Genomic DNA, 17290 nt, shown 5'->3' with positions numbered 1-17290 from the left:
ACGAGCGCCGCGAGGGCGTCCGGGGCTGCCCCGCCGAACTGTCCGGAGTGGACCCCGGCCTCCATCGTGTCGACGACGACGACAACGTTCGCGATCCCCCGAAGGCTGGTTGTCAGGGTGGGCGTCCCGGCCGCGACGTTCCCCGAGTCGACGATCAGGATGGCGTCGGCCTCCACCAGCTCGGGCCGCGCCGCCACCAGATCGTCGAGTCCGCCACCGCCGGTTTCCTCCGAGCCCTCCACCACGAGGCGGATGCCCAGGCCGTTCAGCGGGTCCTGACCGGCGTCCCCGTTCGCGGAACCGGCGTTGCCTGCTCCCGCGGTGGCGAGGGCGCGCAGGGCGGTGAGGTGGACGACCAGGTTGCCCTTGCAGTCCGCGGCCCCGCGGCCGTACCAGCGGCCCTCGCGCTCGGTCAGCTCCCACGGGGAGGAGGTCCACTCGGCCGGATCCCCGGACGGCTGCACGTCGTAGTGGCTGTACAGCAGCACGGTGGGGCGGCCCGGTGCCGCGGGGCGGTGCGCGAACACGGCACTGGAGCCGTCCGAGGTCTCGACGACCTCCACCGACTCCGGCCCCAGGCCCGGCACCGGGAGCTCGGTGAGCAGCTCGCGGACCCTCTCGCAGGCCTCGGCGCACGCCTGGGGCTCGGCATCATGCACCGAGGGCAACGCCACGAGGTTCGCCAGGTCGGTTCGGGCCCTGTCCATCTGCGCGGCGACGGCGGCGGCCAGCGACGCGAGCTCGGGGTGCGGATCGGTGAACGTGGGGGAGTCGAGCATGGGCCAAGGATAGGTCCCGGGTCCGACACGCGACACAAGGTGAACGCAAGGTAAACGAAAGATGACGTACAGTCTCCGGGTATGAGTACAGAGATTGTGGTTACACCGGCCGAGGCGGAGTACCGCTCGGTCGAGAGCCTGGACGCTCTTCCCGCGCACGTGCGGGCGGACCTGGAGGCCCTGTGTGACGAGATCAATGCGCGCTTCCCCGAGGCCGATGCCGTGGGCGAGACCGGCGCGCTGTCGGAGAGGGCGGCCATCGAGGTCCTCGGCGAGGACTGGATCGACGGACCCGGCAAGGGCGTGGGCGTGGTCATCCGGCCCGAGGTCATCACGCGGCCGCTGGTCCTCAACTCCGTCATGCGGCTTGCCGCGCCCCGTCAGCTGCTGGCGACCGCGCCGCGGCTCGGGGTCCTGGCGGATCCGAGGTGGCGCATCGATATCGACGTGCACCGTCGTCCCACGGTGGCGGGTGCCGCGATCACCGATCACGCCGTCCGCGGACGCCCGTTCGGCACACTGCCGTGGGTCACCCGGGAGATGCTCGGGTTCCTGATCGGCGAGCTCGAGGTGGACGGCGACCGGCTCGAACTCGACGCCGACGATGAGCGCTGGTTCCTCTACGAGCGCGTCAGCGGGCAGCTCGAGGTCTCCGTCGCGGACGGGCCGGGCGTCCCGGTCCGGAACCGGACCCTGTCGTTCCTCGATCTGGGCACCGCCGCGGACGCGGGCTGGGCGTGGGCGCGCAGCGACGGCGACTGGCCGGCGTTCTTCGGCGGACTGCTCGGGGACACGGCCGCCTGACCGCGGCGGCTGGCGGCAGGGCGGCTGGCGCTAGACGGTGTTGTCGTAGCGCAGCGAGGCCACCACGGCGTCGATCGTCTCGGAGGGCTGGACGCCTGCCTCGTCCTCATCGGCCATGAGGACGAAGACCAGCGACGCCGGCGCCCCGTCCGGCGTCCGCGTGGACACCGCGATGGTGTCGAAACGGATCGTCGGCGGCGTGCAGATATTGCGCGGCGGATGGACCTCCGCTCGGAGTGAGACGTACCAGGCCGGCACCCCGGACACCCCGATGCTCTGCGGCTCGGGCACCGGGACGTCGGCGCCGGCCTGGGTGAAGTAGCGGTCGATCGAGTCGGCCATGGCGCGCGACGCGGACGCGGCCTGGTCGCGGGCGTCGCCCGGCACCGGGTCGGCGGTGATCCCGGTCAACGCGCGAAAGCTCATCCCGGCCAGGGAGCAGTAGTCGCGGCCGGCGATCGCGTTGGCCGTGGTGACGTATCCGGATCCCCAGTCGGTGCCCGGGTCCGTCTCGCCCTCGGGGATCGGTTCCGGGTATCCGACCTCCCACTCAGGGGGCACCGAATAGACCAACCCGGAAGCATCGCGGACGTCCTGCCAGTCCGCCGGGGGCGGTCCGGCGGCCAATGTCGGCCCGGGTTGTGGGCGGTCGACCTCGTCGTCGTCGTCAGATTCTCGCGAGAGAAGGGCGCATCCGGTCAGCGATACCGCCAGGGCCCCGGCGACCACCGCCGCCCCGGCCGACCGCAACACGGGTGCCTCAGCCCTGCTCGACGAGCGTCTTGATCCGCTGCAGGGACAGCGACATACCCTCGTCGAGTTCCTTTGTGAACGCCGGCTGGCCGCCGAAGGCCTTGTCGGTGAGGAAGGTGGACACGAACGTCAGCCCGTCGCGGACCTCACGCCGCTCGGTCAGGCGCGTGCCGCCCGAGGTGGTGGGCTCGAGGTCGAAGAACCAGACCGAATTGTTCTCGTGGATGCGGTTGGCGAACCGGCGGCCCGGCTCGAACTCCACCACGCGGCTGGTGGTGGGCCAGACCAAGGGCCCGCGCTTGTTGATGTTCAGCGCCCACGTGCCCTTGGTGGTGCGGCCGCCGAGCGCGAATATCTTGACCGCCTGGCTGCTCCACTGGGTGGCGTTGCGGACGTCCGAGATGACCTCCCAGACCCGCGCCGGCGGGGCGTCGATCTCGATTGAACTCACGATGTCGGCGATGGGAGCGGACTCGGTCGGCATAGGAAGGGCCTTTTCGACGGGGGTGGGCGGGCTGATGTCTCCGATCGTATGGCAGGGCGCGGCCGTGCGGGGGCGGGGTGCGTGCTTCGGGCCCGGCGGGGCGCGTGTCCAGGGCGCGGCGGGGCGTGCGCCGTACGCCCGTCGCGAACACCGGCGGCGAACCTTTGCACTCGGTGGGGGCGAGTGCTAGAAAAGCGATTGGCACTCGGTTACCCTGAGTGCCAGCAATACCTGAAAAAGAAGGTCGCAAGGTGAGGTGTGGATCCGACACGGTCCGCTCCGTCCGTCGCGGGCACCGATGCCGACCACATGCGTGTCACCCCACACCCGGAGGATGATTCACCCCATGGCAAAGATGATCGCGTTCGACGAAGAAGCCCGGCGCGGGCTGGAGAGCGGTCTCAATCAGCTCGCCGACGCCGTCAAGGTCACGCTCGGCCCCAAGGGTCGCAACGTCGTGCTGGAGAAGAAGTGGGGCGCCCCCACGATCACCAACGACGGTGTCTCAATCGCCAAGGAGATCGAGCTCGAGGACGCCTACGAGAAGATCGGCGCCGAGCTCGTCAAGGAGGTCGCCAAGAAGACCGACGACGTCGCGGGCGACGGCACCACCACCGCCACCGTGCTGGCCCAGGCGCTCGTCCGTGAGGGCCTGCGCAACGTGGCCGCCGGTGCCAACCCGATGGGCATCAAGCGTGGCATCGAGAAGGCCGTCGAGGCCGTCACCGCGCACCTGATCGACTCCGCCAAGGAGATCGAGACCAAGGAGCAGATCGCCGCGACCGCCGGCATCTCCGCCGCTGACCCGGCCATCGGCGAGCTCATCGCCCAGGCCATGGACAAGGTCGGCAAGGAGGGCGTCATCACGGTCGAGGAGTCGCAGACCTTCGGCCTGGACCTCGAGCTCACCGAGGGCATGCGCTTCGACAAGGGCTACATCTCGCAGTACTTCATGACGGATCCGGAGCGACAGGAGGCGGTCATGGAGGATCCGTACGTCCTGCTGGTCTCCGGCAAGGTCTCCACCGTCAAGGACCTGCTCCCGCTGCTCGAGAAGGTCATCGGCGAGAACAAGTCGCTGCTGATCATCGCCGAGGACGTCGAGGGTGAGGCCCTGTCGACCCTCGTGGTCAACAAGATCCGCGGCACCTTCAAGTCCGTCGCCGTCAAGGCCCCGGGCTTCGGTGACCGCCGCAAGGCCATGCTGCAGGACATCGCGATCCTCACCGGCGGCCAGGTCATCTCCGAGGAGGTCGGCCTCTCGCTCGAGACCGCCGACATCACCATGCTGGGCAAGGCCCGCAAGGTCGTCGTGACCAAGGACGAGACCACCATCGTCGAGGGCGCAGGCGACCAGGGGCAGATCGAGGGACGGGTCAACCAGATCCGCGCCGAGATCGAGAACTCCGATTCGGACTACGACCGCGAGAAGCTGCAGGAGCGCCTCGCCAAGCTCGCCGGCGGCGTGGCCGTCATCAAGGCGGGCGCGGCCACCGAGGTCGAGCTCAAGGAGCGCAAGCACCGCATCGAGGACGCCGTCCGTAACGCCAAGGCCGCGGTCGAGGAGGGCATCGTCGCCGGAGGTGGCGTCGCCCTGGTCAAGTCCGAGACCGCCATCGAGGGCCTGTCGCTGGAGAACGAGGAGCTCACCGGCGCGAACATCGTAAAGTTCGCGCTGAGCGCCCCGCTCAAGCAGATCGCCCTCAACGCCGGCCTCGAGCCGGGCGTCGTGGCCGAGAAGGTCCGCAACCTGCCGGGCTCCGAGGGCCTGAACGCCGCCACCGGCGAGTACCAGGACCTCCTCGAGGCCGGCATCAACGACCCGGTCAAGGTGACCCGCTCGGCGCTGCAGAACGCCGCGTCGATCGCCGCGCTGTTCCTCACCACCGAGGCCGTCGTGGCCGACAAGCCCGAGCCCGCCGCGCCGGCCATGCCCGGTGGCGACGAGATGGGCGGCATGGGCTTCTGATCTGAGCCCACGCACCGCGCCTGACGCGCGTCGCTCGTTCGAGACCGTGGCCCCGCACCTCACCTACAGGTGCGGGGCCACGGTTCTATTTGGGGGGGTGGTGACGGCCGACGGGGCGACGAGGGTGATGGCCTCCGGTGGGTGGCCGGAAAGATTTTTGACGACGACAACAACGCATTCGGCGGCGACATTGTGGATCACGGCGTGCGATCGCGTGTGATCTTCGACTCTTCCAGCCCCGATCGTCGCGCCGATGCGGTTCGTTACATACCCAAAATGCGCCCTGAACTAGTTCGTAAAGAAAACTTTTAAGATGAACTTTCGGGGAGGCGGGGGTGAACGGGGCGGAACTCGATGAGTAGTCGGCGCCCACGTCGTGAGGGTAGCCTAACCTGGGTGACCTGCGAGGATCGCATCAGTCCTGCTGGGGCGGTCCACAAGAAGTCTATTAATGCGGTGGTTTAGGACACACGGCCCCAAGGGGGCGGGTACGGTGATCATGGATCTGAGGAGAGATTAGCGTCACAATTGACACTGGAAGTCCTCAGTCTATTCTGGCCTAGGTCCCCAACGAGGGGCTGGACACTGCCCCGGGGGCCGGGGCGCAATCGATATAGGGAGAAACACATGCCTGACTTCAGTGCAATCAGCAGCCTGATCGGTGCCGTCAAGAACGTGCTCGACGGTGTCACCGGTTTCGCCGGCTCGCTCGCCGGTGACGACATCGCGAACGTCCTCGGCAGCCTCGAGACCCCCGGGGCCCCCGAGGCCGCTGACGCCTGACATCTGATAGTTCGCGAATCCTGATTCGTGACATCCGCCCCGGCTGTGGCGTAATGCAGTCAATCCCCCCTGCATCGGCTCCGGACACCTTCGGGCCACATCTTCAAGGAGAACATCATGGGCATTCAACTCGGATCCCTCGACGGCGTCGTCGGCGAGGACGGCACCTTCAGCATCCTCAGCGGCTTCCTCGGCAACATCGACAAGTTCGTCAAGGCCGCCGGCTACTTCGCGGGCGGCGACCTCCAGGAGGCCATCGCCAACGGCTTCATGAAGACCGGTGAGTGACGTAAGTCTTCATTAGCAAGGGCGCCGGAGTGATCCGGCGCCCTTGCTGTATTTCTGTCGCTCGACCCCCGGCGCCCGCTCCGACTTCGGGTGCTGACGGAGAGCCTCCGTCCGCCCGCGCGGATTCGGCATATGGAGAATTGTTAATTATTGTAACGGCCAGCCGTGCAGAGTCGATACTGTGTGCATGAGCCTCGCGGAGGTATCTGCGGTTTCCCTCGGCCAATGCGATTGTGGGACCCTCGGAATCCAACCCTCCGCGAGGTATGTGCAATGCCGTCAGGGCCTTCCGGGATAAACGGGATGCCCTGTGAGGCTTGTGTGACTATTGAGAAACGGGTTAACTCTTCCCTGAGAGTCGACACGGGTCCGTCTGTGAACATCGAGAAGTAAGGCGTAGGAAATATGCGTTCAGTCAAGCGGTTCGGCACGAAGGTCGGCGCAGTGGTCGCCGCGACCGCCATGGTCCCCGTCGTTGCCACCGGCACGGCACAGGCCCAGCAGAGCGGGACGATCAACTACACCAAGGCCACGGCAACGGATAAGGTCGTCGAGACCCCGCTGAACGACGGCCGCATGATCGTTTCGGTCTGGTCGGACGCCATGCATCAGGAAGTCCCGAACATCGTCCAGCGGCCCCGCGACGGTAATGAGAGTGCCCCGGTGCTCTACCTGGTCAACGGTGCCGGCGGCGGCGAGGATTCCGCGACCTGGCAGGCGCAGTCCAACGTCAAGGACTTCATGGCGGACAAGGACGCCTGGACGGTCACCCCGATCGGCGGCGCCTTCTCGTACTACACCGACTGGCAGCGCCCGGACCCCAACGTCCAGACCCGCTACGCCAGTGACACGCACCCGATGATGTTCGAGACCTACCTGGCCAAGGAGCTCCCGGACCTCTTCGAGTCCACCTACGGCCGTAACACCGGGACGGACCGCAAGCGCGGCCTCGCCGCCATCTCGATGACCGCCACCTCGGTGCTGACCATCGCCCAGAAGTACCCGGGCCGGTTCCAGGCCATCGGTTCCTACTCGGGCTGTGCCGAGACCTCCACGCCGATCGGTCACGAGTTCATCAACATCGTCACCGGCTTGCGCGGTGGCGCCAACCTCGACAACATGTGGGGCCCGTTCCCGGGCGTCCCCGAGACCGGCACCAACAGCTGGTTCGACAACGACCCGGTCTGGGGCGCCTTCCGCTTCAAGGAGCAGATGGACCGCGGCGAGCAGCTTCCCGCCATGTTCATCTCCACCGGAAACGGCCTGCCCGGACCGCACGAGTCGCTCGAGAACTGGCGTCTGAAGAACAGCGTCCCGGCCCTGGCCAACCAGGCCATCGTCGGTGGCGTCATCGAGGCAGCCACCCAGTACTGCACCGCCAACCTCGCCCGTCGCTTCGGCGAGCTGGGCATTCCGGCCCACTTCGACTTCGCGCCCAACGGCACGCACTCGTGGGGCTACTGGGAGGACGACCTGGCGCAGTCCTGGCCAATGATGGCCGACGCCATGAACGCCCGCTACGGCCCGATCTGATCGGCTGAGCCCGGCCCCACCGGCAGAGTAGAACCCCGCCCGCCCGACCTGGGTGCGGCGGGGTTCCGCATTTGGCGGGCCACGCTCCCGGGCCGCTCTCCCGATCCGTACTCCCGGACACCCGGGTTTCCGCACGCCCTGGCGCCCGGCCCTGCGCGTCATCCCGGCCCCGGAAGCGCTGAGAACCACCGCGTCGGGCATCCTGTACAGGTGACCAGTAGTGAGAAGTCGGTCAACGCCGACCATCAGCGCGTCGAGCTGTCGCACCCGGACGGCAGCACCAGCCCGCTGTTGCTCGTCCCCGCCTCCAACCGTGATGAGCGCCGGCCCGCCGTGCTGATCCTGCCCGGCATCGCCGTCGGCGCCCGGTACTACCTGCCGATCGCCCGCGCGCTCGCCGACGCCGGCATCGACGTCGCGATCACCGAACTGCGCGGGCAGGGCGAGAGCACCCACCGCATCGGCCGTGGCGGCGGGGCCGCCGGCTACCACGAGAGCGCGGCGGAGGACATCCCCCTCGCGCTCGATGCCATGCAGCGCGAGCTCGGAGACCGTCGCGTCGTGCTGCTCGGCCACAGCATGGGCGCCCAGATCAGCGTCTACCACCTCGCGCGCCACGATCCGCGCGTCGTGGGAATGATCGCCGTGGCCGCGCAGTCACCGTTCCACCGTGGCTTCCCGACGTCGTTCGGCCGACGACTGCGCTTCGGCTCCATCGTCATGCCGATCGTCGGCGCGATCGCCGGCCACGTCCCGGGACAGTTCTTCGGCGCCTCGGGGCGCGTCCCGGCCGACCGGATCCGCGACTGGGCCAAGCTGGCCAGCACCGGGTCCATGCAGCCCGCCCGCGCCGACCTGGACTACCTTGACGGCCTCGCCCGCGTCACCGTGCCGGTGCTGGCGGTGGTGATCGCCGACGACCCCCTCGCCCCCGAGGGCGCGGCCCGCAACCTGCTCGCGATGCTGCCGTCGGCGCGCACGACGCTCGAACTCGAGCCGCTGGCCCTCGGCCACAACACGTGGGCGCGCCGCCCCGACGAGATCGTCGCGCGCCTCGTGGCCTGGATCGACCGCGAGGTCGCCACCACCGCGTAGCCCGCCGTATAAGGCGTCCGTCGCCGTGCAAGGCGGCGGCCCTTACTTTGACGACGACGAGGCCAGCCGCCGCCGGAAGAACTCGTACGTCAGCACCGCCTTTCGTGCCTCCTGCGAGTTGTCGGCGGCGCCGGCGTGGCCGCCCTCGACGTTCTCGTAGTACTCGACCTCGTGCCCGGCCTCCTCGAGCGCGGCCGTCATCTTGCGGGCGTGCCCGGGATGGACGCGGTCGTCCCTCGTCGAGGTGGTCATGAGGATCGGCGGATAACGCACCTCGGAGGCTGGACGGATGTGCTGGTACGGCGAATACGCGCCCAGGAAATCGTCCCAGTCGGCGGTATCCGGGTCGCCGTATTCGGCCATCCAGGAGGCCCCCGCCAGCAGCAGGTGATAGCGCTTCATGTCCAGCAGCGGCACCGCGATCGCCAACGCACCGAACAGCTCCGGATACCGGGTGAGCATTACGCCCATGAGAAGGCCACCGTTCGAGCCGCCCGTGGCCCCCAGCTGATCGCGGGTGGTCACGCCGGTCTCGACGAGAGCGCGGGCTACTGCCGCGAAATCCTCGTACGCGCGGGGCCGCTTCTCCCGGATGGCGGCCTGATGCCACGCGGGCCCGTACTCGCCACCACCGCGAATTCCCGCCACCACGTAGACGCCACCCTCCTCGAGCCACAGCGCGCCCCGCAGCGCGGCGTACGACGGCCGCATCGACACCATGAACCCGCCGTATCCATACAGGATCGTGGGCCGCGGTCCGGCCGGGCCCCGGCCGCGCATGACCGTGTACGGCACCTCCGTCCCGTCATCGCTCACGGCGGTGTGCCGGGAGACCTCCACCCCGGAGGTGTCGAAACGGTCCGGCGTCGAGCCGAGCGTGACGGTGGACCCGTCGGCGCGCAGCAGGACCAGCGACGGCGGGACGATCGGCCCCGACACCGCCAACACCGCATCGTCCGGATGCGGCTGCGCCGACGCGTCACCGGCGAGGTCGGCGAGACCGGCGTGGCGGTCGAGTGAGAGGACATCGATCGACACGTGCTCGGGCAGGCCTTCCACGGGTAGGCGCTGCCACTCGGGCGGCGAGGCGGGGGCGGGAGTTGGGGCGTCGGGGATGGCGAATGCCTCGAGCCGCGACTCCGTGTCATCGAGAATCGTCAGCAACACCCGGCCGCGGCCCCACGACACGTCCTCCACCGTCGTGGACGGCGTGGGCGTGAACAACACGGTCGGCGCCGGCAGCCGGGACGGGTCGGCGTCGAGCGCGGCCCAGGGCACCACGAGAACAGACCCGCCGGGATAGTCGACGCCGTCGATCCGCAGCTCGGTCCGCGGGCGCAGCATCAACCACGGCCCGGTCGAGCCCACCCGGCAGTCCTCGGGAACCGGGACGAGCACCGGCTGCTCGGTCTCCGGATGGCCGCCCGGGCGCCAGAACCACTCCTGGGACGTATGAAAATCGGGAGAGCGGCTCGCGACGTACCGCCCCGTGTCGCGATCTCGCGCTGCGCCGACGGCGACGTCGTCGTCGTACCCCTCGAAGATCACCGGCGCCGACGCCGGATCGGTCCCGCGGCGCCACAGGCGCGCCACCCGCGCGTACCCCGAACTCGTCGCATCGGAGCCGTCCGGCAGCACCGGCGCCGCCAACAACAGGGTGTCCTCATCCACCCACGACACCGAACACTTGGCCTCCGGCAGGTGGAACCCGCCCTCCGACGCCGGGACGAACCGACGCGCGGCGAGGTCGAACTCGCGCACCTCCACCGCGTCCGCGCCGCCGCGCGACAGTCGGATCAACGCCCGGTCATCCGCGGGGCGACGCACCACGGTGCCCGCATACACCCAGTTCACGCCCTCCTCGCGGGCCAGCGCGTCCACGTCGATGAGTGTCTCCCACGCCGGATGATCCGCCGCGGGGGCGCCCTGCTCGAGCACCGACCACGGCACGCGGCGCCACAGACCCCGGGGGTGGTCCCCGTCTTTCCAGACGTTGTAGGCGAACCGGCCGCGCAACACCGGCCACGCGATCCGGTCGGTGGCGTCGAGGATCCGCAGCGCGCGCGCCTGGGAGGCCTCGGCGCGCTCGCCGGCGGCCAGGTCGGCGACCGTCCGATCGCTGCGCTCACCGATCCAGGCCAGTGCCTCGGGGCTGTCGACCTCTTCCAGGAACAGGTACGGGTCAGGGGACGAAGGAGTGGTCATGACACCGATCATGCCCGGATCGGGGCGGGCGTCGGTGCGCGGATGGGGCGACGGTCGGGGCGCGGATCGGGACAACCGTCCGAGATAGCAGGGGGTGCACAGATAAGAACCACTTAGGGTCTTGTTACGTGGACGCCCTATCAGTACCATTCTCGATGGGCGTGGGTCGCCTGACCCGGCCATTCTCGATCGCGCTCGAGAATGCATTCGATAAACGGAGACACACACATGGGTTCCATCACCAACCTCCTCGGCAGCGCTTCCGGCGACAGCGGCAGCGGCGGCGGCAGCTCCACCGACAAGATCACCGACACGATCGCCGAGTCCATCGGCGAGATGGTGGCCACCATGCTGAAGTCGGTCCTGGGCAACATGTCCTGACGCAGCGCTGATGCGCTGATGCCGCCCCTTCCCAGAGTGGAACGGGCGGCATCAGTCTATTTCGGGTGTCTTCCTCACGGCTTGGGGTGCCGCGGCCGCCGGATGCGCATACCCTGTGTGTCGTGGCTGACACTCATTTTGACCTCATCGTCCTCGGCGCGGGCCCCGGTGGCTACGTCGCCGCGATCCGCGCCTCGCAGCTCGGCCTCAAGGTGGCCGTGGTCGAAGAGAAATACTGGGGCGGCGTCTGCCTCAACGTGGGTTGTATCCCCTCCAAGGCGCTCCTTCGCAATGCCGAGCTCGCCAACACCGTGCTGCGCGACGCCAAGACCTTCGGCATCTCCGGAGACGTCTCCTTTGACTACGGCGCCGCGTTCGACCGCAGCCGCAAGGTGTCGGACGGCATCGTCAAGGGCGTTCACTTCCTCATGAAGAAGAACAAGATCACTGAGATCGACGGTTATGGCACGTTTGTCGACTCCAAGACCGTGGAAGTCGAGGGCACCAAGTACACCTTCGACAACTGCATCATCGCCTCCGGCTCGGTGGTTAAGACCCTGCCCGGCATCGAGCTCAGCGAGAACGTCGTCAGCTACGAGGAGCAGATCCTCTCGCGCGATCTGCCGAATTCCGTGGTGATCGTCGGCGCCGGCGCGATCGGCATGGAGTTCGCCTACGTCATGGCCAACTACGACGTGGACGTGACCATCGTCGAGTACATGGACCGCATCCTCCCCAACGAGGACGAGGAAGTCTCCAAGGAGATGACCAAGCATTACAAGAAGCTCGGTGTGAAGCTCCTGACCGGGCACAAGACAACCTCCGTGACCGACAACGGTGACTCGGTCGAGGTGAAGATCGAGAAGAACGACGGCGGGGACACCCAGACCCTCACCGTCGACAAGGTGCTCATGGCCGTCGGCTTCGCCCCCCGCGTCGAGGGCTTCGGCCTCGAGAACGCCGGCGTCGAGCTCACCGACCGCGGCGCGATCGCGATCGACGACCACATGCGCACCAACGTCGACGGCATCTACGCCATCGGCGACGTCACCGCCAAGCTGCAGCTCGCGCACGTCGCCGAGGCCCAGGGTGTCGTCGCGGCCGAGACCATGGCCGGAGCCGACACCCAGACCCTCGGTGACTACCGCATGATGCCGCGCGCAACCTTCTGTCAGCCCCAGGTCGCCTCCTTCGGGCTCACCGAGGCGCAGGCTAAGGACGAGGGCTACGACGTGAAGGTCGCCAAGTTCCCGTTCTCCGCCAACGGCAAGGCGCACGGGCTTGGCCACGCGGTCGGCTTCGTCAAGGTCGTCGCCGACGGCACGCACGGCGAGCTGCTGGGCGCGCACCTCATCGGCCCCGACGTCTCCGAGCTGCTGCCGCAACTGACGCTCGCGCAGATGTGGGACCTCACCGCCGAGGACATCGGCCGCAACGTCCACACCCACCCGACGCTGTCCGAGGCCATGAAGGAAGCGGTCCACGGCATCGCCGGGCACATGATCAACCTGTAAGGCGCGGCCGGGCCGGTTGGGCCGGCCGGGCCGGTTGGGCCGGTTGGGCCGGGCCAGCGGCCCGCAGGCTAGGTCAGCAAAACGAGCAGAGCGTTCTGCACACGTTCTCCGAGAGGAGGGTGTGCAGAACGCTCTGCTCGTTGGTGTGGGGTCGGCCTACTCGGCGTTGACGATCTTTTCCATCTGCGCCACGTAGATCGCGTCGAGCGCGCCTGCGGCCGTGGGCAGGACCGGGTCGGTCGCCGGGTCATTGCCGCGGGCCGCGTACTCGACGCTCACGGTGTTGCCGCGGGCGAAGCCGTGCAGGGCGACGGCCCGGCTGATCTGCTGGGTGCCGTCCGGCTGGGTGGTGATGAAGTCGCTGATCACGCGGAAGCCCTCGGTCCCCGCGACGACCGGTGCGTCCTGAACGTTCATGACCAGCTCGACGGCCGGGTTGGTGACGCTCTTCGACGTCTTGCACGCCTCGTACAGCGAACGGTCGAGGAACTCGTCGAGCCGCGTGTCGACCATGCCCACACCGAAGCGATGCTCGGTCTCGTCGACCTCGGACTGCTTGTAGCGCACCAGCACCGTCACGCCGTCGGTCGTGGCGTGGTTGGAGACGGTCTCCAGACGGGAGACCTTGTCGCACGCCGGGTTCTCCATGAGCTGCCGACCCTGATCGGCGACCAGCTTGTCGACCGACTCCTGAAGCATCGGTCGCTCGATCACCTGCACGACGCCGCCGCCCGGGGCCTCGCCCTCCGCCAGCGCGAGCTCCTCGATGGGAGCCTGCGGCGCGTCCTGCGACGTGTCCGCGGACTCGGAGGACTGGGTCTCGTTGCCGGCATCCTCGTTGCCCTCGGAGTCAGACGAACAGGCCGCGAGCGTGGCCGCCGTGACCAGTGCGAGGCCGGCGATCGCCGCGCGACGGGGGGTGCGGGTGCGGAGGCGCATCTCTCTCCTTTAATTCAGGGTTGCTCACAATAGTGCCACCGCCCGACCCCGAAGTACGTAACCCGCCCCGATTTTCGCGACACCGACGCCGCCGCTGCTCCGGGGTCGGTGACGGTGCCCCGGACAGTCAGTGCAGGTGAGCGCGCCCGCCGCCGACACACGGGCGGGAGTGGGTGGCGGATTCGGGAAAGAAGTGCAGAGGCGCGTGCGGCGGACCGCCGTCAACAACGACGCTGAACGGGGGATCGGCATCGGGGGCGTGGTCGATGAAAACCACCCCGTGTGACTACCCTGGTTGCGGCACCGGCCGGGCACCTTCTCAGGCCGCGTGACACGGGCACACCCACCCGGACGACACAGTTGAGAACAGGCCAGCCCGGGCCGGACGAGCCCGAGCCGGACGAGCCCGATACGAACCGGAGCCACACCCACGCTCCGAGCTGCCCCTGAGCCAGATCCGAACCCCGATCCCGGAAGCAGGACATCGAGATGCACCACGACGGTGTCGAGGCAGTGCTCCTCGACCTCGACGGCGTGATCACCCCGACCGCCGAGAAGCACATGCAGGCCTGGAACCGCATGTTCACCAGCTACTTCGACGAGCGCGGCCTCGAGGCTTACTCCGACGACGACTACTTCCGGTACATCGACGGCAAACCCCGCCACGAAGGCATCGAATCGATGCTCGCCGCGCGCGGGATCACCGACGCCGACACCGAGACCGTCGACGGACTCGGAGAGCGCAAGAACCGGATCTTCATGGACCTGCTCGCCGAGGGGATCGCGGCCTACCCCGGATCAGTGGCCTACCTCGACGCCCTCGACGCCGCCGGGATCGCCTCCTGCGTGGTCTCCAGCTCCAAGAACGCCGTCGCCGTCCTCACCGCGGCCGGCCTGCGGGACCGCTTCGAGGTGATCGTCGACGGCCTGGTCGCCGCCGAGGAGGGCATCCCCGGCAAACCGCGGCCCGACACGTATCTGCGCGGCGCGGAACTCCTGGGCGTCCCGGCCGACCGCTGCCTGGTGATCGAGGACGCCGTCTCCGGTGTGCAGGCCGGGAAAGATGGCGGGTTCGCCCGAGTAGTCGGCGTAGATCGTGGCGCCGGGGAACAGACACTTCTCGATGCCGGGGCCGACGTCGTCGTCGTCGACCTGGCGGACCTCATCCCCGGCCTCGGCGACCAGGACACCACCACGAAGGGCGAGCGCGCATGACCCCCGTCTCCCCGGGGCGAGGCCCCGCGCACACCACCGTCGGACAGTCGGTGCCCGGCAACATCCGCACCACCTACGGCGTGAACCTCCGCAGCCACCTCGAGGTGCCGGAGATCAACCGCGCCACCCACCCCGTCGACCCGTGGCGCTGGATCGAGACCGACCCGCGGCAATCCCCGCTCGGCGTCAGTGAAACCCAGTTCGCCGTGGGCAACGGCTACCTGGGGATGCGCGGCAACCCCGAGGAAGGGCGCAACTCCAAGCACCACGGCACGTTCGTCAACGGCTTTCACGAGACCTGGCACATCCAGCACGCCGAGGACGCGTTCGGGCTCGCCCGCGAAGGCCAGACCATGGTCCAGGCGCCCGACACCAAGACGATCCGCGTGTACGTCGACGACGAGCCGCTGCGCGTGGCCGCCGCCGACCTCGAACACTACGAACGCAGCATCGACTTCCGCGACGGCATCCTCCGGCGCGACCTCGTGTGGCGCACGCCCGCCGGCAAAAAGGTGATCATCCGCACCACCCGCATGGTGTCCATGGTCGAGAAGCACCTCGCCGTGATGACGTTCGAGATCGAGCTGCCGGAGGAGCCGGCGCCGGTCGTGATCGTGTCCGAGATGCTCAACCGGCAGGACGGCGAAGACGAGTACCACACCACCGACGACCTGCCCGCCGGCTTCGACCCGCGGCGCTCCGAAGGGCTCGACCACCGCGTCCTCAACCCCGAGGTCACCGAAGGGCAACGCGGCTTCCAGGCCCACGGCTACCGGTGCGCGAACTCCGGCATGACCATCGGCGTGGCCGTGGACCACGAGGTCGAGACCGTCGACGACGTGGCCATGAGTTCCGACCTCTCCGACGACGCCTCCCGCGTCGTGTACCACGTGCACGCCACCCCCGGCAGCGTGCTCAAGATGACCAAGATGGCGGCGTACCACACCTCCGCCAAGGTTCCCGCCCGCGAACTGGTCGAACGATGCTCGCGCACCCTGTCCCGCGGCCGCGAGCGGGGCGTCGACGACCTGCAGCGGACCCAACGCGACTGGTTTGACCACTTCTGGAGCCGGTCCGACGTAGAGGTGGACGGGCCCGCCGAAACGCAGCAGGCCATCCGCTTCAACCTGTTCCAGCTGGCGCAGGCCTCCGCCCGGGCCGAGTCCGCCGGGATCGCCGCGAAGGGCGTCACCGGCAGCGGCTACTCAGGCCACTACTTCTGGGACACCGAGACCTACGTCCTGCCGTTCCTGACCTATACGATGCCGCAGTTCGCTCGGAACGCCCTGCGGTTCCGGTACGAGATGCTCGGCAAGGCACGCGAGCGGGCCCGGTACCTCTCCGTCAACGGCGCGCTCTACCCGTGGCGCACCATCAACGGCGAAGAGGCCTCCGCCTACTACGAGGCCGGCACCGCGCAGTACCACATCAACGCCGACATCGCCCACGCCCTCGTCAAGTACGTGTGGGCGACCGGCGACGAGGAATTCATGGTCCGCGAGGGCGTGGACATCCTCGTCGAGACCGCTCGGATGTGGGTCTCGCTCGGGTTCTTCGCCGGCGACGGCTCGTTCCATATCCACGGCGTGACCGGCCCCGACGAGTACACGACCGTCGTGGACAACAACCTGTTCACCAACGCCATGGCGCGCTTCAACCTGCTCGCGGCGGCCATCGCATGCCAGCGGATCCAGGACCTGGGCGACGGACGATGGGACGGGATCTGCCAGCGCCTGTCACTCGGTGAGGACGAGATCGCCGAATGGCGGCGGGCTGCCAAGAACATGGTGATCGCGTTCGACGAGGAACTGGGCGTGCACCCCCAGGACCAGGACTTCCTCGACAAGGAGGTCTGGGACCAGGACCTCGACGAACCGAAGCGGCCACTGCTGCTGCACTTCCACCCTCTGGTCATCTACCGGCACCAGGTCCTCAAGCAGGCCGACGTCGTCCTGGCGATGTTCCTGCGCGGCGACGAGTTCACCGAAGAACAAAAGCGCGCCAACTTCGAGTACTACGACCCGTTGACCACCGGCGACTCGACCCTGTCGGCGGTGGTGCAGTCGATCATCGCCGCGGAGATCGGCTACTGCGATGAGGCGTTCGAGCACTTCTCCAAGGCACTTGTCGTGGACCTGGCCGACGTGCACGGCAACGCCTCCGACGGCATTCACGTGGCCTCCACCGGCGGCGTCTGGTCCGGGCTCGTCAGCGGGTTCGGTGGGATGCGCGACTACCGCGGCGACATCTCCTTCGACCCGCGGGTGCCCAACGAGTGGGGCTCTCTGACGTTCCGCCTCACCGTCCGCGGCACGCACGTGCGGGTGCACTGCACCCACCACGAGGTGACGATCGTCAATCTCAACGGCGGCGATTTCGAGTGCACCGTGCAGGGTCGGCGGGTGTTCGTGCCGTCGGGCGAGACTGTCGTCGAGGAGCTGGACGACCGGGCGCGCGTCTGCCTGAGCTGACGCCGGGGGCGTTGAGCAGAGGGTTTGGCCCGCATTTGTCGAGTGGCGTTGTGCGGAACCCACTTCTCGATGCGGGA

General features: G+C 68.4%; 16 protein-coding genes. 11 read left to right on the top strand and 5 right to left on the bottom strand.

The features are described from left to right. Positions 1-779 (bottom strand): M20/M25/M40 family metallo-hydrolase (locus G6016_RS04320; RefSeq protein WP_182631470.1); only part of this gene is annotated, 779 nt, incomplete at its 3' end. Positions 780-860: 81 nt separating this feature from the next. On the opposite strand from G6016_RS04320, the gene G6016_RS04315 reads away from it, so the two are divergent. Further along, positions 861-1583 carry a hypothetical protein gene (locus G6016_RS04315; RefSeq protein ID WP_182631469.1) on the top strand — a complete coding sequence of 241 codons (723 nt, stop codon included), beginning with the start codon at positions 861-863 and terminating at the stop codon, positions 1581-1583. 30 nt (positions 1584-1613) lie between these two features. Here G6016_RS04315 and G6016_RS04310 read toward each other — a convergent pair whose 3' ends face one another. Together G6016_RS04310 and G6016_RS04305 are read right to left on the bottom strand one after the other, a co-directional pair. Then, a complete protein-coding gene (locus G6016_RS04310; RefSeq protein WP_338403510.1) occupies positions 1614-2336 on the bottom strand; it encodes a DUF8017 domain-containing protein in 723 nt (240 codons plus the stop codon). Positions 2337-2343: 7 nt separating this feature from the next. Beyond that, complete coding sequence (locus G6016_RS04305; RefSeq protein ID WP_182631468.1) at positions 2344-2820, bottom strand: SRPBCC family protein; 477 nt, start codon at positions 2818-2820, stop codon at positions 2344-2346. Between the two features lie 346 nt (positions 2821-3166). Here G6016_RS04305 and groL point away from each other — a divergent pair, with 346 nt between their 5' ends. From groL to G6016_RS04275, 6 genes are all read left to right on the top strand, one after another. Further along, on the top strand, positions 3167-4789 hold the full coding sequence (gene groL / locus G6016_RS04300) for a chaperonin GroEL (RefSeq protein ID WP_182631467.1): 1623 nt from the start codon (positions 3167-3169) through the stop codon (positions 4787-4789). Between the two features lie 141 nt (positions 4790-4930). Further along, positions 4931-5101, top strand: coding sequence for a hypothetical protein (locus tag G6016_RS04295; RefSeq protein WP_182631466.1), 171 nt, complete (start codon positions 4931-4933; stop codon positions 5099-5101). A 315-nt stretch (positions 5102-5416) separates the two neighbouring features. Beyond that, positions 5417-5572 carry a hypothetical protein gene (locus G6016_RS04290; protein WP_182631465.1) on the top strand — a complete coding sequence of 52 codons (156 nt, stop codon included), beginning with the start codon at positions 5417-5419 and terminating at the stop codon, positions 5570-5572. 117 nt (positions 5573-5689) lie between these two features. Further along, positions 5690-5860, top strand: a complete 171-nt coding sequence (locus G6016_RS04285; RefSeq protein WP_182631464.1) for a hypothetical protein — start codon at positions 5690-5692, stop codon at positions 5858-5860. 405 nt (positions 5861-6265) lie between these two features. Next, the gene (locus G6016_RS04280; protein WP_182631463.1) at positions 6266-7393 is read left to right on the top strand and encodes an alpha/beta hydrolase; all 1128 of its coding nucleotides are present in this window, start codon (positions 6266-6268) and stop codon (positions 7391-7393) included. Between the two features lie 210 nt (positions 7394-7603). Then, positions 7604-8488: an alpha/beta fold hydrolase gene (locus G6016_RS04275; protein ID WP_182631462.1), complete on the top strand. Its 885-nt coding sequence runs from the start codon at positions 7604-7606 to the stop codon at positions 8486-8488. A gap of 42 nt (positions 8489-8530) precedes the next feature. Here the strand turns inward: G6016_RS04275 and G6016_RS04270 are convergent, their stop codons facing one another. Then, positions 8531-10693, bottom strand: coding sequence for a prolyl oligopeptidase family serine peptidase (locus G6016_RS04270; protein WP_182631461.1), 2163 nt, complete (start codon positions 10691-10693; stop codon positions 8531-8533). A 228-nt stretch (positions 10694-10921) separates the two neighbouring features. Between G6016_RS04270 and G6016_RS04265 the strand changes: the two genes are divergently transcribed. Beyond that, positions 10922-11074 (top strand): hypothetical protein, encoded by a 153-nt coding sequence (locus G6016_RS04265; RefSeq protein ID WP_182631460.1) that lies wholly within the window; start codon positions 10922-10924, stop codon positions 11072-11074. A gap of 122 nt (positions 11075-11196) precedes the next feature. Continuing rightward, complete coding sequence (gene lpdA, locus G6016_RS04260; protein ID WP_182631459.1) at positions 11197-12588, top strand: dihydrolipoyl dehydrogenase; 1392 nt, start codon at positions 11197-11199, stop codon at positions 12586-12588. 156 nt (positions 12589-12744) lie between these two features. Here lpdA and G6016_RS04255 read toward each other — a convergent pair whose 3' ends face one another. Then, positions 12745-13527: a hypothetical protein gene (locus tag G6016_RS04255; protein WP_182631458.1), complete on the bottom strand. Its 783-nt coding sequence runs from the start codon at positions 13525-13527 to the stop codon at positions 12745-12747. A gap of 489 nt (positions 13528-14016) precedes the next feature. Between G6016_RS04255 and G6016_RS04250 the strand changes: the two genes are divergently transcribed. Together G6016_RS04250 and G6016_RS04245 are read left to right on the top strand one after the other, a co-directional pair. Then, on the top strand, positions 14017-14742 hold the full coding sequence (locus G6016_RS04250) for an HAD family hydrolase (protein ID WP_182631457.1): 726 nt from the start codon (positions 14017-14019) through the stop codon (positions 14740-14742). Next, complete coding sequence (locus G6016_RS04245) at positions 14739-17213, top strand: glycoside hydrolase family 65 protein (RefSeq protein WP_182631456.1); 2475 nt, start codon at positions 14739-14741, stop codon at positions 17211-17213. The genes G6016_RS04250 and G6016_RS04245 overlap by 4 nt, the downstream gene beginning before the upstream one ends. The last annotated feature ends 77 nt before the right edge of the window (positions 17214-17290 follow it).

The organism is Dietzia aerolata (assembly GCF_014144865.1).
Lineage (GTDB): Bacteria > Actinomycetota > Actinomycetes > Mycobacteriales > Mycobacteriaceae > Dietzia > Dietzia aerolata.
The sequence above is the reverse complement of the archived record's forward strand: the minus strand, read 5'-3'. Positions and strand labels throughout refer to the sequence as shown.